Annotated in this window: 24 protein-coding genes; 13 read left to right on the top strand and 11 right to left on the bottom strand. The window is 60.3% G+C overall.

The genetic code is table 11. The features are described from left to right. Window positions 1-80 precede the first annotated feature (80 nt). The 5 genes from hutH to hutI all read right to left on the bottom strand — a co-directional run bounded on the left by hutH (window position 81) and on the right by hutI (window position 6,437). The gene (hutH, locus tag AC1M2H_RS19305; RefSeq protein ID WP_480148650.1) at window positions 81-1,613 is read right to left on the bottom strand and encodes a histidine ammonia-lyase; all 1,533 of its coding nucleotides are present in this window, start codon (window positions 1,611-1,613) and stop codon (window positions 81-83) included. A gap of 1 nt (window position 1,614) precedes the next feature. Continuing rightward, entirely contained in the window at window positions 1,615-3,300 is a 1,686-nt protein-coding gene (hutU, locus tag AC1M2H_RS19310) for a urocanate hydratase (protein WP_480148651.1), read from the bottom strand. A 142-nt stretch (window positions 3,301-3,442) separates the two neighbouring features. Continuing rightward, window positions 3,443-4,168, bottom strand: a complete 726-nt coding sequence (locus AC1M2H_RS19315) for a histidine utilization repressor (RefSeq protein ID WP_480151989.1) — start codon at window positions 4,166-4,168, stop codon at window positions 3,443-3,445. 56 nt (window positions 4,169-4,224) lie between these two features. Continuing rightward, the gene (hutG, locus tag AC1M2H_RS19320; RefSeq protein ID WP_480148652.1) at window positions 4,225-5,181 is read right to left on the bottom strand and encodes a formimidoylglutamase; all 957 of its coding nucleotides are present in this window, start codon (window positions 5,179-5,181) and stop codon (window positions 4,225-4,227) included. Further along, window positions 5,178-6,437: an imidazolonepropionase gene (gene hutI, locus AC1M2H_RS19325; protein ID WP_480148653.1), complete on the bottom strand. Its 1,260-nt coding sequence runs from the start codon at window positions 6,435-6,437 to the stop codon at window positions 5,178-5,180. The genes hutG and hutI overlap by 4 nt, the downstream gene beginning before the upstream one ends. 275 nt (window positions 6,438-6,712) lie before the next feature. Here hutI and AC1M2H_RS19330 point away from each other — a divergent pair, with 275 nt between their 5' ends. From AC1M2H_RS19330 to AC1M2H_RS19345, 4 genes are all read left to right on the top strand, one after another. Beyond that, window positions 6,713-7,996 carry a putative acyl-CoA thioester hydrolase gene (locus AC1M2H_RS19330; RefSeq protein WP_480148654.1) on the top strand — a complete coding sequence of 428 codons (1,284 nt, stop codon included), beginning with the start codon at window positions 6,713-6,715 and terminating at the stop codon, window positions 7,994-7,996. A 183-nt stretch (window positions 7,997-8,179) separates the two neighbouring features. Beyond that, on the top strand, window positions 8,180-8,731 hold the full coding sequence (locus tag AC1M2H_RS19335) for a tetratricopeptide repeat protein (protein ID WP_480148655.1): 552 nt from the start codon (window positions 8,180-8,182) through the stop codon (window positions 8,729-8,731). Beyond that, window positions 8,694-9,269 carry an RNA polymerase sigma factor gene (locus AC1M2H_RS19340; RefSeq protein ID WP_426815519.1) on the top strand — a complete coding sequence of 192 codons (576 nt, stop codon included), beginning with the start codon at window positions 8,694-8,696 and terminating at the stop codon, window positions 9,267-9,269. Before AC1M2H_RS19335 ends, AC1M2H_RS19340 begins: the two co-directional genes overlap by 38 nt. Beyond that, window positions 9,266-10,069, top strand: coding sequence for an anti-sigma factor family protein (locus AC1M2H_RS19345; protein ID WP_480148656.1), 804 nt, complete (start codon window positions 9,266-9,268; stop codon window positions 10,067-10,069). The genes AC1M2H_RS19340 and AC1M2H_RS19345 overlap by 4 nt, the downstream gene beginning before the upstream one ends. Before the next feature lie 87 nt (window positions 10,070-10,156). Here AC1M2H_RS19345 and pgl read toward each other — a convergent pair whose 3' ends face one another. Next, window positions 10,157-11,152 (bottom strand): 6-phosphogluconolactonase, encoded by a 996-nt coding sequence (gene pgl, locus AC1M2H_RS19350; protein ID WP_480148657.1) that lies wholly within the window; start codon window positions 11,150-11,152, stop codon window positions 10,157-10,159. A gap of 173 nt (window positions 11,153-11,325) precedes the next feature. Here pgl and AC1M2H_RS19355 point away from each other — a divergent pair, with 173 nt between their 5' ends. Further along, complete coding sequence (locus tag AC1M2H_RS19355) at window positions 11,326-12,144, top strand: pyridoxal phosphatase (RefSeq protein ID WP_480148658.1); 819 nt, start codon at window positions 11,326-11,328, stop codon at window positions 12,142-12,144. Here AC1M2H_RS19355 and modC read toward each other — a convergent pair whose 3' ends face one another. The 4 genes from modC to AC1M2H_RS19375 all read right to left on the bottom strand — a co-directional run bounded on the left by modC (window position 12,145) and on the right by AC1M2H_RS19375 (window position 14,957). Then, window positions 12,145-13,203, bottom strand: a complete 1,059-nt coding sequence (gene modC, locus AC1M2H_RS19360; protein ID WP_480148659.1) for a molybdenum ABC transporter ATP-binding protein ModC — start codon at window positions 13,201-13,203, stop codon at window positions 12,145-12,147. 2 nt (window positions 13,204-13,205) lie between these two features. After that, the gene (gene modB / locus AC1M2H_RS19365) at window positions 13,206-13,895 is read right to left on the bottom strand and encodes a molybdate ABC transporter permease subunit (RefSeq protein WP_464414812.1); all 690 of its coding nucleotides are present in this window, start codon (window positions 13,893-13,895) and stop codon (window positions 13,206-13,208) included. After that, window positions 13,892-14,668: a molybdate ABC transporter substrate-binding protein gene (modA, locus tag AC1M2H_RS19370; protein ID WP_283826737.1), complete on the bottom strand. Its 777-nt coding sequence runs from the start codon at window positions 14,666-14,668 to the stop codon at window positions 13,892-13,894. Before modA ends, modB begins: the two co-directional genes overlap by 4 nt. A gap of 139 nt (window positions 14,669-14,807) precedes the next feature. After that, window positions 14,808-14,957, bottom strand: coding sequence for an AcrZ family multidrug efflux pump-associated protein (locus AC1M2H_RS19375; RefSeq protein WP_480148660.1), 150 nt, complete (start codon window positions 14,955-14,957; stop codon window positions 14,808-14,810). A gap of 152 nt (window positions 14,958-15,109) precedes the next feature. On the opposite strand from AC1M2H_RS19375, the gene modE reads away from it, so the two are divergent. The 7 genes from modE (at window position 15,110) to gpmA (ending at window position 22,984) form a co-directional block, all read left to right on the top strand. Then, a complete protein-coding gene (gene modE / locus AC1M2H_RS19380) occupies window positions 15,110-15,898 on the top strand; it encodes a molybdenum-dependent transcriptional regulator (protein ID WP_480148661.1) in 789 nt (262 codons plus the stop codon). Window positions 15,899-15,965: 67 nt separating this feature from the next. Beyond that, window positions 15,966-17,441, top strand: a complete 1,476-nt coding sequence (gene modF / locus AC1M2H_RS19385; RefSeq protein ID WP_480148662.1) for a molybdate ABC transporter ATP-binding protein ModF — start codon at window positions 15,966-15,968, stop codon at window positions 17,439-17,441. A gap of 206 nt (window positions 17,442-17,647) precedes the next feature. After that, entirely contained in the window at window positions 17,648-18,664 is a 1,017-nt protein-coding gene (gene galE / locus AC1M2H_RS19390; protein WP_095095203.1) for a UDP-glucose 4-epimerase GalE, read from the top strand. A 9-nt stretch (window positions 18,665-18,673) separates the two neighbouring features. After that, entirely contained in the window at window positions 18,674-19,720 is a 1,047-nt protein-coding gene (galT, locus tag AC1M2H_RS19395) for a galactose-1-phosphate uridylyltransferase (protein WP_480148663.1), read from the top strand. Between the two features lie 2 nt (window positions 19,721-19,722). After that, a complete protein-coding gene (gene galK / locus AC1M2H_RS19400) occupies window positions 19,723-20,871 on the top strand; it encodes a galactokinase (RefSeq protein WP_480148664.1) in 1,149 nt (382 codons plus the stop codon). Next, window positions 20,865-21,908, top strand: coding sequence for a galactose-1-epimerase (gene galM, locus AC1M2H_RS19405; protein ID WP_480148665.1), 1,044 nt, complete (start codon window positions 20,865-20,867; stop codon window positions 21,906-21,908). Before galK ends, galM begins: the two co-directional genes overlap by 7 nt. A 323-nt stretch (window positions 21,909-22,231) precedes the next feature. Continuing rightward, the gene (gene gpmA / locus AC1M2H_RS19410; RefSeq protein WP_041144652.1) at window positions 22,232-22,984 is read left to right on the top strand and encodes a 2,3-diphosphoglycerate-dependent phosphoglycerate mutase; all 753 of its coding nucleotides are present in this window, start codon (window positions 22,232-22,234) and stop codon (window positions 22,982-22,984) included. 92 nt (window positions 22,985-23,076) lie between these two features. On the opposite strand, the gene aroG is transcribed toward gpmA, so the two are convergent. Then, entirely contained in the window at window positions 23,077-24,129 is a 1,053-nt protein-coding gene (gene aroG, locus AC1M2H_RS19415) for a 3-deoxy-7-phosphoheptulonate synthase AroG (RefSeq protein ID WP_480148666.1), read from the bottom strand. 325 nt (window positions 24,130-24,454) lie between these two features. Between aroG and AC1M2H_RS19420 the strand changes: the two genes are divergently transcribed. Further along, the gene (locus AC1M2H_RS19420; RefSeq protein WP_480148667.1) at window positions 24,455-24,802 is read left to right on the top strand and encodes a protein YbgS; all 348 of its coding nucleotides are present in this window, start codon (window positions 24,455-24,457) and stop codon (window positions 24,800-24,802) included. Window positions 24,803-24,904 lie beyond the last annotated feature (102 nt).

Genomic DNA, 24,904 nt, shown 5'->3' on the forward strand with positions numbered 1-24,904 from the left:
TTTATACGACGACAAATATGCGTGTAGGACGGCCGGGGGGAAGATATCCCCCCGACGCGGGTACAGAGAACAGCGAATGGTTAGTTGCGATCGGGCAGTACGGCAGGCAGCAGTCGCGTCAGGTGACGCGCGGCCAAAAGCGCAATAGCGTTATCAATATCCGGCGCGAAGAAGCGGTCTTCGGTGTAGTGCGGCACGCGTTCGCGCAGCAGATGACGCGCCTTTTCCAGCAGCGGGCTGCTGGTCAGCCCCTCGCGCATATCCAGCCCCTGGACGGCGGCCAGCCACTCGACGGCCAGCACGCCGCGGGTGTTTTCCGCCATCGCCCACAGGCGGCGACCGGCGGCCGGCGCCATCGAGACGTGATCCTCCTGGTTCGCAGAAGTCGGCAGGCTGTCAACGCTATGCGGGTGCGACAGCGCTTTGTTTTCGCTGGCTAACGCCGCCGCGGTCACCTGGGCAATCATAAAGCCGGAGTTGACGCCGCCGTTTTTCACGAGGAACGGCGGCAGCTGCGACATATGGCTGTCCATCATCAGCGCGATGCGGCGCTCCGACAGCGAGCCGATTTCGGCGATCGCCAGGGCGATGTTGTCCGCCGCCATCGCCACCGGTTCGGCGTGGAAGTTGCCGCCGGAAATCACCTCATTCTCGCTGGCGAACACCAGCGGGTTATCGGAGACCGCGTTGGCTTCAACCAGCAACACTTCCGCCGCCTGGCGGATCTGCGTCAGGCAGGCGCCCATCACCTGCGGCTGACAGCGCAGGGAGTACGGGTCCTGCACCTTGGCGCAGTTGTGGTGCGACTGCGAAATCGCGCTGTCGTCGGTCAGTACGTGGCGATAGAGCGCAGCGGCGTCAATCTGCCCGCGCTGGCCGCGAGCCTCGTGGATACGCGAGTCAAACGGACGACGCGAGCCCAGCGCCGCTTCGGTGGTTAGCGCACCGCACACCACCGCGGAGGTAAACAGATCTTCGGCTTCAAACAGGCCGCGTAGCGCGAACGCCGTCGAGGCCTGGGTGCCGTTAAGCAGCGCCAGCCCCTCTTTCGCCGCCAGGGTAATCGGCTTAAGGCCGGCTTTTTCCAGCGCCTGCGCTGCCGGCATCCACTCACCCTGCCAGCGGGCCTTCCCTTCCCCCAGCAGCGTCAGCGACATATGCGCCAGCGGCGCTAGGTCGCCCGACGCCCCCACCGAGCCTTTCGCCGGGATCCACGGGGTAACGCCTTTGTTCACCAGATCCGTCAGCGCCTGAATCACGCTCAAACGAATGCCGGAAAAGCCGCGGGAGAGGCTGTTAATCTTCAGCACCATAATCAGGCGCGCCATGGCGTCATCCAGCGGCTCGCCGATACCGGCGGCGTGGGAGAGCACCAGCGAACGCTGGAGGTTCTCCAGGTCCTCGGTCGAGATGCGGGTTTGCGCCAGCAGGCCAAAACCGGTGTTAATGCCGTAGGCAGTGCGCCCTTCCGCGAGGATCGCGTTGACGCAGGCGACGCTCTCGTCAATCGCCGCGAAGGCGCGCTCATCGAGCGCGACGTTGAGCGGATGGCTGTAAATTTCGCGCAGCTGCGTCAGGCTCAGCTGGCCGGGAATAAGCGTTAACGTTTTCATTTCAGCGTTGCTCCTGCGTTGCTGCCACCATAGGAAGATTCAGGCCCTGTTCCGCCGCGCACTCAATCGCAATCTCATAGCCCGCATCCGCATGACGCATCACGCCGGTTGCCGGGTCGTTATGCAGTACGCGCGCGATGCGCGCCGCCGCTTCGTCGGTTCCGTCGCAGACGATAACCATCCCGGAGTGCTGGGAGAAGCCCATGCCTACGCCGCCGCCGTGGTGCAGAGAGACCCAGGTCGCACCGCTGGCGGTATTCAGCAGGGCGTTGAGCAGCGGCCAGTCGGACACCGCGTCCGAACCATCGCGCATCGATTCCGTTTCGCGGTTCGGGCTGGCAACCGAGCCGGAATCAAGGTGGTCGCGGCCGATAATGATCGGCGCGGAGACTTCGCCGCTGCGCACCATTTCGTTAAAGGCCAGCCCCAGCTTCTGGCGCCACTCGAGGCCAACCCAGCAGATGCGCGCCGGCAGGCCCTGGAAGCTGATGCGCTCGCGCGCCATATCCAGCCAGTGGTGCAGATGCTTATCGTCTTTGACGATCTCTTTCACTTTGGCATCGGTCTTATAAATATCCTGCGGGTCGCCGGAGAGCGCTACCCAGCGGAACGGGCCGATACCGCGGCAGAACAGCGGGCGAATATAGGCAGGAACGAAGCCCGGGAAGGCGAAGGCGTTGTCGACGCCCATTTCCTGCGCCATCTGGCGAATGTTGTTGCCGTAGTCGAAGGTCGGGATGCCCATCTCATGGTAGGCCAGCATGGCCTGGACGTGATCGGCCATCGAGCGCTTAGCGGCCTGAATGGTGCCCTGCGGGTCGGAGACCGCTTTTTCCTGATACTCTTCCCAGCTCCAGCCTTTCGGCAGATAGCCGTGCAGCGGGTCGTGGGCGCTGGTCTGATCGGTAACCATATCCGGGCGCACGCCGCGTTTAACCATTTCCGGCACGATGTCGGCGGCGTTTGCGCACAGCGCGATGGAGACGGCGCGGCCTTCGGCGGTATATTTTTTGATACGGGCCAGGGCGTCATCCAGCGACGTCGCCTGCTCGTCAACGTAGCGGGTACGCAGACGGAAATCGATACGGCTCTGCTGGCATTCAATGTTCAGCGAGCAGGCGCCCGCCAGGGTCGCGGCCAGCGGCTGCGCGCCGCCCATGCCGCCCAGACCGGCGGTGAGGACCCAGCGCCCTTTCAGGCTGCCCTGGTAGTGCTGGCGGCCGGCTTCGACGAAGGTCTCGTAGGTGCCCTGCACGATGCCCTGGCTACCGATGTAGATCCAGCTCCCGGCGGTCATCTGGCCGTACATCGCCAGCCCTTTGGCATCGAGTTCGTTGAAGTGCTCCCAGGTCGCCCAGTGCGGAACCAGGTTAGAGTTGGCGATCAGCACGCGGGGGGAGTTTTCATGAGTTTTAAACACCCCCACCGGTTTGCCGGACTGCACCAGCAGAGTCTCATCGCTTTCCAGGTTTTTCAGCGCCTTCACGATAGCGTCATAGCATTCCCAGTTGCGCGCCGCGCGTCCGATGCCGCCGTAAACCACCAGCTCATGCGGGTTCTCAGCGACGTCCGGATCGAGGTTATTCATTAACATACGCAGCGGGGCTTCGGTCAACCAGCTCTTCGCACTCAGCGTAGTGCCTCGCGGTGCACGTACGTCCAGCTGGCGGTATTTGCTTTGCGACATCGGGGTTTCTCCTGACTATTAACGTTGTTTACGTAAATACATATACTTGTCTATACAACTATGCGCAAGTCAGGATTTAACAGAAATGATACAATTTTGTTATATTGCGTCAGCAATCACGCTTTTGCCGACGCGCGGAGGGTCAGGAGGCGAAATGCCCCTGCAGGCGATAGCGGCTGCCGGGAAACAGCAGGCGGGCGTGGGAAACAATATGCGTCGTCGACCAGGTGCGGCGGCGGATCATCAGGCAGGGATCGTGGGCATGAATGTGCAGCAGCTCGCACTCCTGCGCGCTCGCCTGTACCGCTTCGACAATATGCTCACCCTCGGTTAGCGGAGCAATCAACGACAGGTAGTCGTGCGGCGTGGTGGCGGTGTAGTCCTGACGCAAATAGTCCGGCACCACGATGGCGTTGACGCAGCGGTCCTCAATCTGCACCGGCACGTCGTTTTCAAAATGCACCATCAGGGAGTGAAATATCCGCGTGCCTTCGGCGACGTTGAGCGCCGCCGCCTGGATAAGGTCGGCCCGGGTCTCTTCCAGCAGCAGCACCTCACAGCGGTGCTGGTGGTGACGGGAGACGATTTCATCGGCGATGCTGCGGACCTCAAACAGCGCCGACTGCCCTTTTGGCTCCGCCACGAAGGTCCCCACGCCCTGCAGGCGCACCAGCAGGCCCTCATCGGTGAGCTCACGAAGCGCCCGGTTGATGGTCATCCGGCTAAACCCAAACTGCGCCACCAGCTCCGCCTCCGAAGGGATGCGATCGTGCGGGCGCCAGACGCCGCTCTGGATCTTTTCGCTGATCGCCTGCTTCACCTTTTCATAGAACGGTGCCGGCGCGGAGCGAGATTGCTGTGAAAACATAGCCTGGCTTTCCTTATTCTCAATGGGCGGCGAAACGAGCAGAATATACTGAATCGTCAGCGCCACCAATGGGCGATTTGCCATGCCAGCCGGGCCACCGTGCGGGCGCCCTGGCTATCGATGTCAAACTGCGGATTAAACTCCACCAGATCCACCGCCTGCAGCTTGCCGCTGCGGCACAGCGGCTCGACGATGCGCAGCAGCGTCGCCAGTGGCACCCCCAGCGCGGCGGGAGCCGATACCGCCGGCATTTCACCGGCCGGCATAACATCAAGGTCGATGGTCAGGTAGAGGCGATCGTAGAGGGAGATTTGGCGCGCGATTTCCGGCGCAACCCGCTGGTCATAGGCCTGCAGAACCTCGAGGTCCTCAACGATCCGCACCTCGCGACGCGCCGCTTCGTCCCACAGGGCCCGGGTATTTGCCGCCCGGCTGACGCCGATGCAGGCGTAGTGAAAGCCGCGCCCCTGCGCTTCGCACTCCAGCGCCAGCTGGCGGAACGGCGTCCCCGAGCTGGCCCGTTCGGCAAAGCGTAAATCGAGATGGGCGTCGAGGTTGATAATGCCGACCTTTTCGCCGGGAAACGCGTCCAGCACGCCGGCGCCGTGGCCGAAGGCCGTTTCATGGCCGCCGCCCAACACCAGGGTGCGTTTGCCGGCGCGCTGGCAGGCGGCCACCGCCTCGCGTAGCGCCTGCTGCGCCTCTTCCAGCGCCTCACCCGCGACGCTAACGGTGCCCATATCCACGCAGCGATCGTGGCCGTCGTGGCTGGCCATATTCGCCAGCGCCCGCCGCAGCGTCTCGGGCCCCTTTGCCGCGCCGGTGCGCCCGCGGTTGCGCCGCACGCCTTCGTCGCAGGCAAACCCCAGCAGCGCAATCTCGCCCGGCTGCTCGTCGGGGGCAAAACGCTCCGCCCGCGCTATCGTTTGAAACAGGCGCAGCGCGTTGGCGGCTTCGGCGCTGTCGTCGCGCCCTTGCCACAGCCCGGCGGGCGTCGGTTGCCACAGCTTCATTGCATTTCTCCTCGTACCACGCGATGCCAGAGCGGGCTGCGCCCCGGTTCATAAACCATTTCTACCGGATGTTCGGCGTCCCAGATGGCAAAATCGGCGACGAATCCCGCCGCCAGCTGGCCGTGGCTCGCCTGACGCCCCAGCGCCCTGGCGGCGTGACGGGTGACGCCGGCCCACGCCTCCTCCGGCGTCAGGCCGAACTTGACGCAGGCCATATTCATCGCCAGATGCAGGCTGGCGAACGGGCTGGTGCCCGGATTGTAGTCGGTCGCTACCGCCATCGGAACCCGGTACTGGCGCAGCAGTTCTACCGGCGGCCGGCGGGTCTCGTTGAGGAAATAAAACGCCCCGGGCAGCAGCACCGCGACCGTGCCGCTTTGGCTCATCGCCGCCACGCCCTCTTCCGTCAGATACTCGATATGGTCGGCAGAGAGCCCGCGATAGCGGCTGACCAGCTGGGCGCCGCCGAGCGATGAGAGCTGTTCGACGTGGCCCTTCACCGGAATTCCGCGGACCTGCGCCGCCTGGAATACGCGTTCGGTTTGCTGCGGGCTGAAGCCGACGTTTTCACAAAATACGTCGACGCTTTCAAACAGCCCCTCTTCCCACAGCGTCGGCAGCAGGGTGTCGCAGACCAGGGTAATGTAGCCGTCCGGATCGTCTTTATACTCCGGCGGCGTGGCGTGGGCGGAAAGCAGCGTGGCCGACAGCTCCACCGCGTTGCTTTCACTCAGCTTTTGCGCGACACGCAGCATCTTGCGTTCGTTTTCCAGATCCAGCCCGTAGCCGGACTTAATTTCAACCGTGGTCACCCCTTCGTGCAACAGGCGATCCAGGCGCTGCTGCGCCAGCGCCAGCAGCTGCGCTTCGCTGCTTTCGCGGGTGGCGCGCACCGTCGAGTTAATTCCCCCGCCGTTAGCGCTAATCGTCTGGTAAGAGACGCCGTTTAGCCGCTGCTCCCACTCCTGCGCCCGGCTGCCGCCGAACACCAGATGGGTATGGCAGTCAATCAGCCCCGGCGTCAGCAGCCTGCCACCGAGATCAATACTCCGCCCGGCAGGAGCGTCGCTTTCAGGGATCACGGCCTTAATCCGACCGTTGCGCACCAGCAGCGCGTGGCGATCCAGCAGGCCATAAGGCCGCGAGTCGTGAGGGTTCAGCGTGGCAAGGCGGGCGTTCCGCCAGATAACGAGATCGGAAGTGGCTTCAGTCATACCGGTCAACTTGTCATGGGTTGTATAGACATTTATTTTCATTCCACCGAGAATGTCAATAAAAGCAGGGATAATTGTTATTTTTTTGTGACTGCGAGCGGCTCCGCTTCAGGATGCAAAACAGCATAACGCTAACTTTTTAGCGCAGCGTCTTCCCGTTTTGCTCAACTTAGTATAAAAAAGCAGGTTTTAAAGAGCTTATCTATCCACACACCCCAAATAATTCGGTCGGTATCGCGGTGGCAGGCGCACGCAGCCAGCAAAGAAACGACCTGAAGTATGGCGGGTATAGCTAATTGATTCTTGCCCGGAGCAACATGAACACATTCTCAGTTTCCCGACTGACGCTGGCGCTGGCCTTCGGCGTGACGTTATCCGCCTGCAGCTCAACTCCTGCCGATCAGCAACCCTCGACCCAGGCAGCGCCGGGTACCGCCTCGCGCCCGGTTTTAAGCGCCGATGAAGCGAAGAATTTCCTGCCGGAGAGCTATTTCCAGTCGCTGGATCCGAACGCCGCGGCGTGGAAGCCGGCGGCCATTGCCGTGCCGGCCCAGCCTGACTTCGTCGTCGGGCCTGCGGGCGCCCAAGGCGTGACCCATACCACGATTCAGGCCGCCGTCGATGCGGCAATCACCCGCCATTCCAATCGCCGTCTGTTCATTGCGATTATGCCGGGTGAATATAGCGGTACCGTGTACGTCCCGGCCGCCCCCGGCGCGCTGACCCTGTACGGCACCGGCGAGAAGCCGCTGGATGTGAAAATTAGCCAGGCGATCGATTCGGAAATGGACGTCACCAGCTGGCGCCACCTGGTCAATCCGGGCGGAAAATATATGCCAGGCAAACCGGCGTGGTATATGTTCGACAGCTGCCAGAGCAAGCGCGCGGCCACCGTCGGCGTGATGTGCTCGGCGGTCTTCTGGTCGCAGAATAACGGCCTGCAGCTGCAGAACCTGACCATCGCCAACAACCTCGGCGATAGCGTTGATGCCGGCACCCACCAGGCCGTTGCGCTGCGCAGCGACGGCGACCAGGTGCAGCTTAACAACGTCAATATCTTAGGCCGCCAGAACACCTTCTTCGTCACCAACAGCGGCGTGCAGAACCGCCTGCAAAACGATCGCCAGACCCGTACGCTGGTCAGCAACAGCTACATTGAAGGCGACGTCGATATCGTTGCCGGCCGCGGCGCCGTAGTATTCGATAACACCGATTTCCGCGTGGTGAACTCCCGTACGCAGAAAGAGGGCTACGTCTTTGCGCCGGCGACGCTGAAGAGCGTTACCTACGGCTTCCTCGCCATCAACAGCCGCTTCACCGCTTCCGGCGACGGCTTTGCGCAGCTGGGCCGCTCTCTCGACGTTGACAGGAACACCAACGGTCAGGTGGTTATCCGCGATAGCGTGATTAACGAAGGCTTTAATGTCGCTAAGCCGTGGGCCGACGCGGCGGTCTCTAACCGCGCCTTCAGCGGCGATACCGGCGCGGTAGACGCAAAAGGCGTTGCGCAGCGTAACCTGAACGACAGCGGCTTCAACCGCATGTGGGAGTACAACAACCGCGGCGTAGGCAGCTTTATCGTGGCTGAACCTAAGCAGTAACCGTCGCCACGCCAAAGGGGGGGAGCCATCCCCCCTTTTACTTCCCCCCCGCAAAAAAAGACCCTTTGTCGGCGAATAAAAACTCCCGCTGGCGCGTTTACACGATGAAAGACCATAACGACGCTTAACCCTCGCGGTTCGGCCGTACGTCCGGTCGCGCATTCGCCCACTATGGAGACTAAAATGAACGCACTTAGATCCGCACTACGCCCCGCCTCGCGCCGCATGGCCGTTCCGGCGCTGCTCCTTTTCTTATCCGTGCCGCCGGCTTTTGCTATGGGCGATGATAGTACCGAGAGTAAAACGCCGGACTGCCCGAGCGGGCAGGTTTACGACAGCGTCACCAAACAGTGCGTGGCGGAAATAACCAGCAGCCTCAGCGACCAGGATAAAACCAACTACGCTTATCATCTGGCGAAAAAAGGCGAGTACCAGACGGCGCTGAACCTGCTGGATTCGTTAAAAAACGGTAATACGGCCGAGGCCTGGAACTACCGCGGCTATGCGACCCGCAAGCTCGGGCGCACCGACGAAGGTATCGGCTATTATCAGCGTTCGCTGGCGCTTGAGCCGAATTATGCCAAAGCGCGGGAGTATCTGGGTGAAGCCTGGATGATAAAAGGTCGTCCGGATCTGGCGAAGGCGCAGCTGAAGGTGATTGCCGGGATCTGCGGCCAGGGCTGCGAGGAGTATCGCGATTTGCAGGCGGCCATTAGCGGCCATCCTGAATCCTGAATATCGTCACGAGGATAAGAAAATCACAACCAGTGAAGTTCGCTTACAGCTTGCCGCACATCTGGCCCGCCTTTGGCGCTACGGGCTGGTTCTGTCGCGCAGCCGCGACGTCGCCGAGGAGCTGGTACAGTCCACCTGCGTACGGGCGCTCGAAAAGAGCGCGCAGTATACGCCGGGCACGCGCATCGACAGATGGCTGTTTTCTATTCTCCACTCAATCTGGATTTCAGAGCTGCGTGCGCGCCACGTGCGGATGGGGCAAGGATTCGTCGACAGCGAGGAGCTGGTTGCGCCGGACTCTCGTGAAATGGCGGAAGATAGCCTACAGTACCGGCAGATTATGCGGCGCGTGGGCGCGCTGGCGGAAGCCCAGCGCAATGCCGTATTTTTGGTGTACGTCGAAGGCTTTACCTATCAGGAGGCGGCTGACACCCTGTCGGTGCCGGTGGGTACCATAATGAGCCGGCTGGCGGCGGCAAGACTGACGCTGGCAAAATCGATAGCCACCCCGCCCTCTGCGAAGGAGAAACGCTCTTGAAATCATTAAGTTTTACGCCACCCTATAGCGATGAGGCCATCGTTGCCTGGCTGGATGGTGAGATGAGCGACGCCGACGCCCGCCGCTTCGAGGCCGCGTTGAAGAGCGACGGGGAGCTTGCCGCCCGCACCGCCGGGCTGATGAGCAGCAATCAGAACTATCGCCAGGCCTTTGCGCCGTTACTCGATGAGGCACCGCTGGAGCGGATGCAGGCGAGGCTGGAAGCGCAGCTGGCGAAGGCCGATGATAGCCGCGCGCCTGCGCCGCGGCCGTCGTTTAGCCGTCGCTCCATGATTGCCGCCTCGCTGAGCTTTTTGCTGATAGGTGGTGGATTCGGCTATCTGGCGCGCCCCGCGGAGCACGAGCCGGACGAAAATGAAAACATCCGCGATCTTGAGGCCCGCTACATGTCGCTCTACAGCACCGAAACGCTGCTCGATCTCGACAGCTCGCCGCCGCTGCTACAGCGCGGCCTGGCGCGCACCGCCGAGGATCTTGGCCTGCATCTCAATGCGCATCAGCTCAGGCTGCAGGGCGCGGAGCTTAAGATGGTCCGCATGCTGCGCTACGACAGCACCTCGATAGCGCAGATCGCCTGGATGCACGTCGAGTATGGTCCTATGGCGCTGTGCATCTCCCCGCTGCGCCAGCCGGGTAGCGCGGAGATTAGCCGCGAGCAGCGCCACGGGATGAATCTCGCCTGGTGGCGCGATCGGGGATATCAGTTTGTATTAATTGGCCGCAACCCTGACGCGCAGCTGCAAAACAGCGCCCGCACGCTGCAGGCGGCGCTATCATAAGCGCCACGCCGCCCTAACCGGGCGGTCTGCGCCCCGCTCAGCGCATAAAAAAACCTCGCCGAGGCGAGGTTTTGTCAGCCGGGCGGCTTAGTGAGCGTTAACCACCACCCACATCGGCCCCTGGCCGACGGCATAGCGCCCTTTCTCCTGCAGCAGGCCCTGCTCGCCGCTAATCTCATACACCGCGACGTGGTGCGATTTCTGCCCGGCGGCAATCAGATATTTGCCGCTGTGATCGAGGTTAAAGCCGCGCGGCTGGGCCTCGGTCGGCTGGTAGCCCTCAATCGCCAGCACGCTGCCGTCTTCGGAGACGCTGAAGATGGTGATAATGCTGGCGGTACGATCGCAGGCGTACAGGTGACGGCCGTCGGCGGTCAGGTGGATATCCGCCGCCCAGCGCACACCGGTAAAGTCGGCAGGCATCATATCCAGGGTCTGCACGCACTCAATCTTGCCGTGCGGGTCCTTCAGCTCCCAGACGTCAACGGAGCTGTTCAGTTCGTTCACGCAGTAGCCGTACTGCTGGTTCGGATGGAACACCATATGGCGCGGGCCCGCGCCTTCAACGGTGGTGATTTCCGCCGGTTCCTGCGCCGCAAGGAAGCCGTCATCGCTGAGGGTAAACAGGCAGATGCGATCCTGCTTCAGCGCCGGCACCCACAGCGTGCGGTTATCCGGGGCAATGTTGGCCGAGTGGCAACCTTCCAGCCCTTCAACCACCGCCACCGTTTCACCCGGCAGGCCGTCGGTCAGCGGCGTGACGCTAACGCAGCCCGAGTTGTAGGAGGCGCTGAACACAAAGCGGCCCAGGCGGTCGGTAGAAATATGCGTCGGGCTTCCCGGCAGCGCGGCTTCGCCGGCGAAGGTCAGCGCCCCGTTATCTGGCGCAATGCGGTAGGCCAGTACGCGAAACTCCGGACGCACGCCGACGTAGAGATACTCTTTATTCGGGCTAACCACCATCGGCTGCACCTGACCCGGGGCGTCAACAACCTGTACCAGGGTCAAATTTCCCGCAACATCCAGACTCCAGACGTGAATCTGCTGGCTTTCCGGGCTGGCGGTATAAACGGTTTGTTTCATGACTGCTCCTTTCCTCACTGCACATGGAAAACTTATACATTTCATTCAGCAAGCTGCTTCTTCGATGCAATGTATAGACTCTTTTAACGGTAGATGCTGAAAAATTTGCCCCTGAGGCGCAGCGGTGTACCATCATGGCCTGCTAACTTTTCACCATTAACCGGAAACAACAGATGACCTCACGCGTGATTGCCCTGGATTTAGACGGCACCTTATTGACCTCCAGCAAGACCATCCTGCCCGCCTCGCTTGAGGCGCTGGCGCGCGCCCGCGCGGCAGGCTACCAGGTGATCGTCGTCACGGGTCGACATCACGTCGCGATCCATCCTTTTTATCAGGCACTGGCTCTGGATACACCTGCAATTTGTTGTAATGGCACTTATTTGTATGATTATCAGGCAAAAAAGGTTCTGCAGGCCGATCCGATGGCGGTCGATAAGGCGCTGAGCCTCACCGACATGCTGGCTGAGCACGATGTGCACGGCCTGATGTACGTCGACGACGCCATGCTCTACGAGCACCCAACCGGGCACGTCATCCGTACCGCCCGCTGGGCGGAGTCGCTGCCGCCGGAACAGCGCCCGGTCTTCACCCTGGTGGACTCCCTGGCGCAGGCGGCGCGCGAGGTGAAGGCGGTGTGGAAGTTTGCCCTCACCGATGAAAATATTCCTAAACTGCAGCAGTTCGCGCAGCACGTCGGCCAGACGCTGGGGCTGGAGTGCGAGTGGTCGTGGCACGATCAGGTCGATATCGCCCGCGCCGGCAACAGCAAAGGCAAGCGCCTGGCGCAGTGGGTTGAGGCCCAGGGGCTGTCGATGCAGGACGTGGTGGCCTTCGGCGACAACTATAACGACCTCAGCATGCTGGAAGCCGCCGGTACCGGCGTGGCGATGGGTAACGCGGTTGATGAAGTCAAAGCCCGCGCGAACGTGGTGATTGGCGAGAACGAAAGCAGCAGCATAGCCGACTTTATCAACCGCAACCTGTTGTGATCAGGCGCTAATCGACACGCTCTTGATTTGCGCATACAGCCACTGGCCGGGCGTAACCCCCAGGTCATCCCTGGCCCACGGGCTGATGCGCGCCCACAGCGTGCGGCCGCTGACCTCCAGCTGCACCTCAATCTGCCCGTTGGTTTCAATACACTGCACCACCTGCGCGCGCAAAATATTGCGAATACTGGTCCGCTGCGGACGTTCCAGCACCAGCGACACGTCGGAGGCCTGAATGCGAATGCGCGCCGACTCGCCCGGCGGACGGTCGAGCTGGTTGACCCACAGCCGCTGCTCGCCGAGGGCCAGTTCGGTCATCGCATACTGCGGATGCCGGGCGGCAACCGCAACCTTCAGGATCGTGCTCTGCTGCTCCTGCGGCAGCCACGGGTGCATCACGCTGCTGCTCCATACCTCTTCGAGATCGCCGAACGCCTTCACGCTGCCGTTTTCCAGCACCAGCACTTTATCCGCCAGGTGCTGGATCTCATCCAGCGAATGGCTGACGTACAGCATCGGGATATTGATTTCGCGCGCCAGCCGCTGCAGATAGGGCAACAGCTCGCGCTTGCGCGGAATATCCAGCGAGGCCAGCGGCTCGTCGAGCAGCAGCAGCTCGGGAGCGGTCAGCAGCGCCCGTCCGATGGCCACCCGCTGCTTCTCGCCGCCGGAGAGCCCGCCGGGCAGACGATCGAGCAGCGGCTCAATCCCCAGCAGCGCCACCAGCTTATCGAACTGGCCGGCCATACTCTTCGCCATGCCGTACTGCAAATTGCCGCGCACTTTGTAGTGCGGAAACAGGCGGGCGTCCTGGAAAACGTAGCCAATGCGCCGCTTTTCCGGCGCCAGGCAGATGCGCTTTTCGACATCGTTCAGCACCCTGCCGTTGAGTACGATCCGCCCTTTCTGCGGCCGGGTGAGGCCGCTGATGGCGTTGATAAGCGAGGTTTTACCGGCGCCGGAGACGCCAAATACCGCGGTAATACCGCTGGCGGGCAGCGTCTCCTGAATGCTCAGGCAGTGGGTTCCCAGCGTCTGGGTAAAATCGAGTTCCAGCATCGTTATTTACCCATCCGCGCGCGGCTGAGGCGGGCCAGCCATTCGGAAACCAGCAGCGAGATCAGCGCCAGCACGATGGAAATTAAGCATAAACGCGCGGCGGCGCCCTCGCCGCCCGGCGTTTGAATCAGGGTATACATCGCGGAGGGGATGGTGCGCGTTTCGCCGGGGATATTGGAAACGAAGGTAATGGTCGCGCCAAACTCGCCCAGCGAGCGGGCGAAGGCCAGCACGGTGCCGACAATAATGCCCGGCAGCGTCAGCGGCAGGGTGATGGTAAAGAACACCCGCCAGCGCCCGGCGCCAAGGGTGCGCGCCGCCTGCTCCAGCTTGATATCGACCCCTTCAAGCGCCAGGCGAATCGCCCGCACCATCAGCGGAAACGACATCACCGCCGCCGCCAGCACCGCGCCGCGCCAGCTAAAGGCAAACGTCAGGCCAAACCAGTCGTACAGCCAGCTGCCGATAAAACCGCGCCTGCCCATCGCCACCAGCAGCAAGTACCCCACCACCACCGGCGGCAGCACCAGCGGCAGGTGGAGAAGGCTGTCGAGCAGCGCTTTTCCGGGGAAGCTGCGCCGGACCAACAGCCATGAAAAAAAGATCCCAAAAGGTAAGCTAAATACCACCGCCAGGGATGACACTTTGAGGCTCAGCAGCACCGCCTGCCATTCGGGATCGCTTAAAATCATTGGCGCGTGGTAAATCCGTATTGTTTGAAGATAGCCGATGCCTCAGGCCCTTTCAGATAGTCATAGAATGCGCTAACGGTCGCATTTTTATGCCCATCGACGATAGCCAGCGGATACTCAACTTTCTTATGCGAATCTTCCGGGAAGGTACCGACCACTTTAACGCCTTTGCTGGCAACCGCATCGGATCCGTAAACAATGCCCAGCGGCGCTTCGTCGCGTTCAACTAATGCCAGCGCGCCGCGCACGTCTTCTGCCGGAGCCAGCTTCGCTGACAGGGTATCCCACGCGCCCAGCTTCTGCAGCGCTTCTTTCGCATAAATCCCGGCCGGCACATGTTCCGGATCGCCCACCGCCAGACGACCGCCCTTCAGCAGGCTGGTCCAGTCGGTCTTGCTGCTGATGGTAATGTCGCCCTGCGCGCTGGCCTTCGGCGCAACGACCACCAGGCTATTTCCCAGCAGCGTTGCGCGCGTGGCGGTATCAATCGCTTTTTTCTCGACCGCGTAATCCATCCACTTCTGGTCCGCGGAGATAAACAGGTCAGCAGGCGCGCCCGCTTCAATTTGCCGCGCCAGCGTTGAAGAGGAGGCAAAGGACGAGACCACGTCCACCTTTTTCTCCTGCTTATAGGCCTTCGCGATATCCTGCATCGCGTTGGTTAAGGAAGCCGCCGCGAAGACCGTTATCTTTCCCTCTTCTGCCAGCGCGTGTCCAGCAACGGAGAGCGTTAGCGTTGCTCCAACAAAAAGACGTAACCATTGACGTGCCATCTGAAACTCCTGTGCGTACGTTATGTACGGGCTAATATAACGACAAGATTGGGGTTTTCCCAGCGCGAATTGGTGGTAACCAGATGAGGATCAAAAGGAAGGGATAAAAAAACGCCCGGAGAAACCGGGCGTCAGGTAATCAGTTTTTTTGCTGGCCGCGATCTCTGTGACCGACGCCGGAGAAGATGTTGAACACTTCGCCCAGGCCGTAAATCAGACCGAGGATGACGGCCATCACCACCGGGACCATGACCACGGCAAAAACCAGGCTTTTCAATAGCTCTAACATAGTGGGCTCCAGAAAGTACGAATGCTTAATTGTAACCGTTTCAGCAGGAAAAACACGCCCCATTTGTGCGATGCCTCGCCGACCAGAGTCATAGATCTATCTTGCAAGATGCTCGCTATCGGTCACAATACCCTTTTTGCCAGGATATTATTATGCAGGCCGAAATTCTTCTTACCCTGAAATTACAGCAGCGCCTGTTCGCCGACCCTCGCCGCATCTCCCTGCTGAAACAGATTGATCAGACGGGTTCAATTAGCCAGGGCGCGAAAAATGCCGGCATCAGCTATAAAAGCGCGTGGGATGCCATTAACGAAATGAATCAGCTCAGCGAGCAGACGCTGGTTGACCGCGCCACCGGCGGTAAGGGCGGCGGCGGCGCGGTGCTGACCCGCTACGGCCAGCGGCTGATTCAGCTTTACGATCTGCTGGCGCAGATTCAACAGAAGGCTTTTGATGTGCTGAGCGACGACGACGCGCTGCCCCTCGACAGCCTGCTCGCCGCCATCTCCCGCTTCTCCCTGCAAACCAGCGCCCGCAACCAGTGGTTTGGCACCATCACCGGCCGCGACCATCAGCAGGTGCAGCAGCACGTTGAGGTTTTGCTGGCCAACGGTCAGACTCGTTTTAAAGTCGCGATCACCGCCCAAAGCGCCGAACGACTCGGCCTCGATGAAGGCCAGGAAGTGCTGGTTTTACTCAAAGCGCCGTGGGTCGGTATTACCCTGGACCCGGCGGTGGCCGCAAAAGCGGACAATCAGCTGGCAGGAAGGATCGGCCATATCGAATACGGGCCGGAGCAGTGCGAAGTGTTGATGACGCTGCCGGATGGTCAGACCCTCTGCGCGACTCTGCCGCGCGAGCAGACGGAAGGACTGGCTGAAGGCGCCGAGGCGCTCGCCTATTTTAATGCCGATCGCATCATTCTTGCCACCTTGTGCTGACGGGATTGACATTATCCGCCTGAAGACGTATCCCTGAAGCACTTTGCTGCAAAAAGTGGGATACACAATGTCATCATTGCAAATATCGCAAGGCACGTTCCGCCTGAGCGACACAAAAACGCTAAATATTGAACGCCTCACCGTTGGCTCCGGCGAAAGCTGGGCATTCGTCGGTAGCAACGGCAGCGGTAAATCCGCGCTGGCCCGCGCGCTATCCGGCGAACTCACCCTGCTCTCCGGCGAGCGTGAAAGCGATTTTACCCGCATCACCCGCCTCTCCTTTGAACAGCTACAGAAGCTGGTCAGCGACGAGTGGCAGCGCAACAACACCGATCTACTCAGTCCGGGCGAAGAGGATACCGGCCGCTTTACCCATGAGATAATCCAGGAGGAGTACAAAGATGCCGCCCGCTGCGCGCATCTTGCCGAACTGTTTGGCATTTCCGGCCTGCTGCAGCGCCGGTTTAAATATCTCTCCACCGGCGAGACGCGCAAAACGCTGCTGTGCCAGGCGCTGATGGCCAAACCGGATTTACTGATCCTTGATGAGCCTTTCGACGGCCTTGACGTGGCCTCCCGCCGCCAGCTGGCCGAACTGCTGGCCGCCCTGAACGGAGAAGGTATTACCCTCGTGCTGGTGCTCAACCGGTTCGACGAAATTCCCGACTTCGTGCAGTTTGCCGGCGTGCTGGCGGACTGTACGTTAAGCGAAATCGGGGAGACACAGGCGCTACTGCAGCAGGCGCTAATCGCCCAGCTGGCCCACAGCGAGCGGCTTGACGGGATCGCGCTGCCGGAGCCGGATGCCCCCGCCGCCCGCCACTCTTTGGTCGCCGATACGCCGCTCATTATCCTCAACGACGGGGTGGTGTCATACAACGATCGGCCAATCCTCAATCACCTTAGCTGGCAGGTCAATCCCGGCGAGCACTGGCAGATAGTCGGGCCCAACGGCGCCGGGAAATCGACGCTGCTCAGCCTGATAACCGGCGATCATCCCCAGGGATACAGCAACGAGCTGACCCTTTTTGGCCGCCGTCGCGGCAGCGGCGAAACCATCTGGGATATCAAAAAGCATATCGGCTACGTCAGCAGCAGCCTGCACCTGGAGTATCGCGTCAGCACCACCGTGCGCAACGTTATTCTGTCGGGCTATTTCGACTCGATCGGCATCTATCAGGCCGTTTCCGATAAGCAGCGCAAGCTGGTGCAGACCTGGCTGGAGATTCTGGGTATCGACGGCCGAACCGCCGACGCCCCGTTCCACAGTCTGTCGTGGGGCCAGCAGCGCCTGGCGCTGATTGTCCGCGCGCTGGTGAAACACCCGACGCTGCTGATCCTTGACGAGCCGCTGCAGGGGCTCGACCCTCTCAACCGCCAGCTGGTGCGCCGCTTTGTTGACGTGCTGATTAGCGAAGGGGCCACCCAGCTGCTGTTTGTTTCCCACCACGCCGAGGACGCCCCGGACTGCATCACCCACCGTCTGGAATTTATTCCGAGTGGAGACGGTTACACTTATCGGATCGGTCCGCTGGCAAAATAAGCCAACCCAGGGGTCTGCGGATCCCTGTATTTTTTCAGATAAGGTTGACAAGAAACCATTAACACCATGTTTTAAAACAGTATTTATTTAAATATCGCGTTTATGTATTTTGGTGTAAGCGATACCACCAATTTGGTCTGTGTCACACTTTTTCGTTCTTTGATATGCTATCGTCTTCACATACGATAAGCCTATTGGAGCGAGTCATGAAAGTATTGGTTACAGGTGGTAGCGGTTACATTGGAAGTCATACCTGCGTACAGCTGCTGCTGCAGGGACACGAGGTGATTATTCTCGACAACCTCTGCAACAGTAAGCGCAGCGTGCTGCCGGTGATTGAGCGCCTTGGCGGGAAAAAAGCGACCTTTGTTGAAGGCGATATCCGCAATGAAGCGCTGATGACCGAGATCCTGCACGATCACGCCATTGAGGCGGTGATCCACTTTGCCGGGCTGAAGGCCGTCGGCGAATCCGTCGCCAAACCGCTGGAATACTACGACAATAATGTGACCGGCACATTAAAATTAGTTTCCGCCATGCGCGCCGCCGGCGTCAAAAACTTTATTTTCAGCTCCTCCGCTACCGTCTACGGCGATCAGCCAAAGATCCCTTACGTTGAAAGCTTCCCGACCGGCACGCCGCAAAGCCCGTATGGCAAAAGCAAGCTGATGGTCGAGCAAATTCTTACCGACCTGCAGAAAGCCCAGCCGGAGTGGAGCATCGCGCTGCTGCGCTACTTCAACCCGGTTGGCGCCCACCAGTCCGGCGATATGGGCGAAGACCCGCAGGGCATCCCTAACAACCTGATGCCGTACATTGCGCAGGTGGCGGTGGGTCGCCGCGAGTCGCTGGCGGTATTCGGTAACGATTACCCGACCGAAGACGGCACCGGCGTGCGCGACTATATTCACGTCATGGACCTCGCGGACGGCCACGTTGCGGCGATGGAAAAACTGGCCGGTAAGTCGGGCGTGCACGTTTACAACCTTGGCGCAGGCGTTGGCAGCAGCGTCCTCGACGTCATTAACGCCTTCAGCAAAGCCTGCGGCAAACCGATTAACTACCACTTCGCGCCGCGCCGTGAAGGCGATCTCCCGGCCTACTGGGCTGATGCCGAAAAGGCCGACCGTGAACTGAACTGGCGCGTCACGCGCAACCTTGATGAGATGGCGCAGGACACCTGGCACTGGCAGTCCCGTCATCCGCAGGGTTACCCAGACTAAGGAACCGTCATGAGCGTATTTAACCCCGTCGACCATCCGCACCGTCGCTATAACCCGTTAACCGGGCAGTGGATTTTGGTTTCCCCGCATCGCGCAAAGCGCCCCTGGCAGGGGGCGCAGGAGACGCCGGCAAAGCTGACCCTGCCGGCGCACGATCCGGACTGTTTCCTGTGCCCGGGTAACACCCGCGTCACCGGCGATACCAACCCGAACTACACCGGCACGTACGTGTTTACGAACGACTTTGCGGCATTGATGACCGATACTCCGGACGCGCCGGAAAGCGACGATCCCTTGATGCGCTGTCAAAGCGCTCGCGGGACCAGCCGGGTCATCTGCTTCTCGCCAGACCACAGCAAAACGCTGCCTGAGCTGAGCGTTGAAGCCCTGGACGGCGTGGTTAAAGCGTGGCAGGAACAGACGGCCGATCTCGGCCAGCGCTATCCGTGGGTGCAGGTGTTTGAGAATAAAGGCGCCGCGATGGGCTGCTCCAACCCGCACCCGCACGGCCAGGTCTGGGCCAACAGCTTCCTGCCGAACGAAGCCGAACGAGAAGATCGCCTGCAGAAAGCCTATTTCGCCGACCAGGGTTCGCCGATGCTGGTGGATTACGCCCGGCGCGAGCTCGCCGACGGCAGCCGCACGGTGGTCGAGACTGAACACTGGCTGGCGGTCGTTCCCTACTGGGCGGCCTGGCCGTTTGAGACCCTGCTGCTGCCGAAAGCGCACATCCTGCGTCTGACCGATTTAACCGCAGCGCAGCGCAGCGACCTTGCGCTGGCGCTGAAAAAGCTGACCAGCCGCTACGACAACCTGTTCCAGTGCTCGTTCCCCTACTCGATGGGCTGGCACGGCGCGCCGTTTAACGGTGAAGAGAATAATCACTGGCAGCTACACGCCCACTTTTATCCGCCGCTGCTGCGTTCCGCGACGGTACGCAAATTTATGGTCGGCTACGAAATGCTGGCCGAAACCCAGCGTGACCTGACGGCTGAGCAGGCCGCCGAGCGTCTGCGCGCGGTCAGCGACGTTCATTTTCGCGAATCCGGAGAATAACAATGAGTCTGAAAGAGAAAACCCAAGCCCTGTTTGCTGAGAAATTTGGCTACCCTGCCAGCCACACCATTCAGGCTCCGGGCCGCGTTAATTTGATCGGCGAACATACCGATTATAACGACGGTTTCGTGCTGCCCTGCGCCATTGATTATCAAACGGTTATCAGCTGCGCGCCGCGCGCGGACCGCAGAGTACGCGTAATTGCCGCCGATTATGAAAATCAGTCCGACGAGTTCTCGCTGGATGAAAAAATTGTCAGCCACGATAGCCAGCAGTGGTCCAACTACGTGCGCGGGGTGGTGAAGCATCTGCAGAAGCGCAACAGCCATTTCGGCGGCGCGGATCTGGTCATTAGCGGCGACGTTCCGCAGGGCGCAGGCTTAAGCTCCTCCGCTTCGCTGGAGGTAGCCGTCGGTACCGTATTCCAGCAGCTCTACCATCTGCCGCTGGACGGCGCGCAAATCGCGCTAAACGGTCAGGAGGCGGAAAACCAGTTCGTCGGCTGCAACTGCGGCATTATGGACCAGCTGATCTCCGCCCTCGGCAAGAAGGATCACGCCCTGCTGATTGACTGCCGCACCCTGGGCACCAGGGCCGTCTCGATGCCGAAAGGCGTGGCGGTGGTGATCATCAACAGTAACTTTAAACGCACCCTGGTCGGCAGCGAATACAATACCCGCCGCGAACAGTGCGAAACCGGCGCGCGCTTCTTCCAGCAGCCGGCGCTGCGTGACGTGACCCTTGCCGAGTTCAACGCCGTGGCCGCCGAGCTGGATCCGATCGTTGCGCAGCGCGTTCGGCACGTGCTGACCGAAAACGCCCGCACCGTCGAAGCGGCAACCGCGCTGGAAAAAGGCGACCTGAAGCGGATGGGCGAGCTGATGGCCGAATCCCACGCCTCGATGCGCGATGATTTTGAAATCACCGTTCCGCAAATCGACGCTCTGGTTGAGATCGTCAAAGCCACCATCGGCGACAAAGGCGGCGTGCGCATGACCGGCGGCGGCTTCGGCGGCTGCGTCGTGGCGCTGGTGCCGGAAGAACTCGTCACGCCGGTTCAGCAGGCCGTTGCCGCGCAGTATGAAGCGAAAACCGGAATCAAAGAGACCTTCTACGTTTGCAAACCTTCCCAGGGAGCCGGCCAGTGCTAACTCAAACAACAGAACGCGCGCCCGACGGCCAGCCGTGGCGGCTTATTACCCTGCGCAACGACGCCGGGATGGTGGTGACGCTGATGGACTGGGGCGCGACCCTGCTCTCCGCCCGGGTCACTCTGGCCGACGGCAGCGTCCGCGAGGCTCTGCTCGGCTGCGCCTCGCCGGAACAGTATACCCGCCAGGCGGCCTATTTCGGCGCCTCGGTCGGCCGCTATGCCAATCGCATCGCCAACAGTCGGTTTGTTCTCGACGGCCATACCGTCAACCTGGCGCCGTCCACCGACGCCGGCCACCAGCTGCACGGCGGACCGGACGGATTTGATAAGCGCCGCTGGCAGATAGTCAGCGCCGACGAGCGTCAGGCGCTGTTTTCCCTCGCTTCCGCCGACGGTGACCAGGGCTTCCCCGGGAATCTACGGGCTACGGCGCACTATCGCCTGACCGACGATAACCGTATCGCCATTGAATATCGCGCCACCGTCGATCGGCCCTGCCCGGTGAACCTGACCAACCACGTCTACTTCAACCTCGATGGCCAGCAGACCGACGTTCGCCAGCACCGGCTGCAGCTCTTCGCCGACCGCTATCTGCCGGTTGAGAGCGACGGAATACCGGGCGGCGATCTGCGCGACGTTACCGCAACCAGCTTTGACTTCCGCGAGCCTCGGGTGCTGGCGGAGCGCTTCCTGAGCGATGACGATCAGCGCAAGGTGAAAGGCTACGATCATGCGTTCCTGCTGCAGGCGCAGGGCGACGCCGGCCGGCCTGCGGCCCACCTCTGGTCGCAGGATGAAAAGCTGCAGATGACGGTGTATACCTCCGCCCCGGCGCTGCAGTTCTATTCCGGCAACTACCTCGACGGCACGCCGTCGCGCACGGAACATGACTACGCGGCCTGGCAGGGCCTGGCGCTGGAGAGCGAATTCCTGCCCGACTCGCCAAACCATCCGCACTGGCCGCAGCCGGATTGCGTATTGCGCCCGGGCGAGGAGTACGTCAGCCTGACGGAGTACCAGTTCATCGCCAGATAATGCCCCCGCCCTCCCGATGGAGGGCTTTTTTTCGCCGCTTTGGCGTAAATTACGCCACCTGCCGACAAAAATATAACCGCGGATTTACAAGCACCTTACACTGAGCCACTATTTTCGCTATGGTTAGGGATAAGCGTTGCCGTGAGGTAAATCACGGCAATATAATGAGAATAGTTATCAATCAATAAACGCATACACCGCAGCATTCGGGTTGTATCGATTCGGCCGCAGAGCGACTCCCGCGAACGCTGTTCACCGGGTAAATGCAGGCGGCCGCTGAGCCACAGCGCGAAGGACGGCGTGTTGTATTGAGGAGTGAGAGAATGGCTGTAACTAAGCTGGTACTGGTCCGTCACGGCGAAAGCCAATGGAACAACGAAAACCGTTTCACCGGTTGGTATGATGTCGATCTGTCCGAGAAAGGCGTGGGTGAAGCAAAAGCGGCAGGTAAACTGCTGAAAGAGGAAGGCTTCAGCTTCGATTTTGCTTATACCTCTGTGCTGAAACGTGCCATCCATACCCTGTGGAACGTGCTGGACGAACTGGATCAAGCCTGGCTGCCGGTTGAGAAATCCTGGAAACTGAACGAACGCCACTACGGCGCTCTGCAGGGTCTGAACAAAGCCGAAACCGCTGAAAAATACGGTGACGAGCAGGTTAAGCAGTGGCGCCGCGGCTTTGCCATCACGCCGCCGGAGCTGACCAAAGACGACGAGCGCTTCCCGGGCCACGATCCGCGCTACGCGAAGCTGACCGATGCCGAGCTGCCGGTCACTGAAAGCCTGGCGCTGACCATCGAGCGCGTGGTGCCTTACTGGAACGAAACCATTCTGCCGCGTCTGAAAAGCGGTGAGCGCGTCATTATTGCCGCTCACGGTAACTCCCTGCGCGCGCTGGTGAAGTACCTCGACAATATGGGTGAAGAAGAGATCCTCGAACTGAATATCCCGACCGGCGTACCGCTGGTTTATGAGTTCGACGAAAACTTTAAGCCGATCAAACATTACTATCTGGGCAACGCTGATGAAATCGCGGCCAAAGCGGCGGCGGTAGCGAACCAGGGTAAAGCGAAGTAATTTTCGCCGGTATAAAAAAAAGCGTGGATTGCTCCACGCTTTTTTATTGCCTTAATTCCGGCTCGCAACGCCCGACCGGGCGATGAGCAGCGCTAGCCGCGGCGGGCTTTCACCGCATCCGCCAGCTGGCGCAGGATGGTATCCGTGTCTTCCCAGCCAATGCAGGCATCGGTGACGCTCTTACCATAGGTCAGCGGCTCTCCGCTCTCCAGGCTTTGGTTGCCTTCCACCAGATGGCTTTCAATCATCACGCCCATGATCGCCTGCTCGCCGCCGGCAATCTGCCGGCAAACGTCGCTGCCCACGTCCATTTGTCTTTTGAACTGCTTGCTGGAGTTGGCGTGGCTGAAATCAATCATGATCTGCGCCGGCAGACCGGCTTTCGCCAGCCCCACCTTCACTTCAGCAACGTGCTTCGCGCTGTAGTTCGGCTCTTTGCCCCCGCGCAGGATGATATGGCAGTCGCTGTTGCCGCTGGTGTTCACAATCGCCGAATGGCCCCACTTGGTCACCGACAGGAAGCAGTGCGGCGCGCCGGCGGCGTTAATCGCATCAATCGCGACTTTAATCGTTCCGTCGGTGCCGTTTTTAAAGCCAACCGGGCAGGAGAGGCCTGAGGAGAGCTCGCGGTGCACCTGAGATTCGGTGGTGCGCGCGCCGATTGCGCCCCAGCTCATCAGGTCAGCCACGTACTGAGGGGTGATCATATCAAGGAATTCGCCCGCCGCCGGCAGCCCGCTGTCGTTAATCTCCAGCAGCAGCTTACGCGCAATGCGCAGGCCGTCGTTGATGCGGAAGCTATTATCCATATGCGGATCGTTGATCAGCCCCTTCCAGCCGACGGTGGTGCGCGGCTTCTCAAAATAGACGCGCATTACCACTTCCAGCTCGCCTTTCAGCTCTTCTCGCAGCGTCAACAGGCGCTCAGCGTACTCTTTCGCCGCTGCGGTATCGTGAATTGAGCAGGGCCCAATCACAACCAGCAGGCGATCGTCGTTGCCCTTGAGGATCTGGTGGATCGCTTTACGAGCATGCGCCACGGTATTAGCAGCATTTTCGGTCGCGGGGAACTTTTCGAGGAGCGCAACGGGAGGAAGTAATTCGTTGATCTCTTTAATGCGTAAATCGTCGTTCTGATAATTCATGTTCTTTCCAGCTCTGCCATCTTATCTATGTAAATGCAATCCCTCCAATCTATCTCTTCGTTCAAAAAGTGTAAACGTGATTTTACAGTGACAACAGATTAATCCTGAAAATAGGCTAAAATACGCAATAAAGAAGCGAAAAACAGGCCATGAACTACAATTTTTAACTGTTAAGACCAATCTTCACGCCTCTAATCAGTATTCCATGCTGATGTAACTTATTGATGTGAAGCTTTTAATCATAGAGCGCGGAGCGCAAGCGGGCTCTGGCACATGCACCGTTGGAAGAGGTTATCCGACCTATCGACCATAACAGGAGCATCCTATGAAAACGACTACCCTCACCCCACTCTTTTTAGCCGTCACCCTTGGCCTGACCAGCGCCGCCGCGCTGGCGGCAGATACCGGCGCCCAGTCCAATAACGGACAGGCTAACGCCTCCGCCGATGCCGGACAGGTCGCGCCCGACGCCCGTACCAACATCGCGCCAAACAAGGTGGATAACGACAAGATCAACTCCGGCGACAAGATGCTTAACTCCGACGGTTCAACCATGAGCCATGACGGGATGACGAGCGACGAGGCCCATAAAAACACGATGTGTAAGGACGGCCGCTGCCCGGAAAGCACCCCGAGCGATACCGGTAGCAAAACGGACGGGACCACGCAGTAATAATCTTCACGCCTGAAAATAAGGGGAGAGCCGCGGCTCTCCTTTTTCATTTTGTTCACCGAAAATCGGTATGATGTCATACAGTAATAATGAGAATAATCA

It is taken from the genome of Klebsiella sp. F11 (assembly GCF_056712265.1).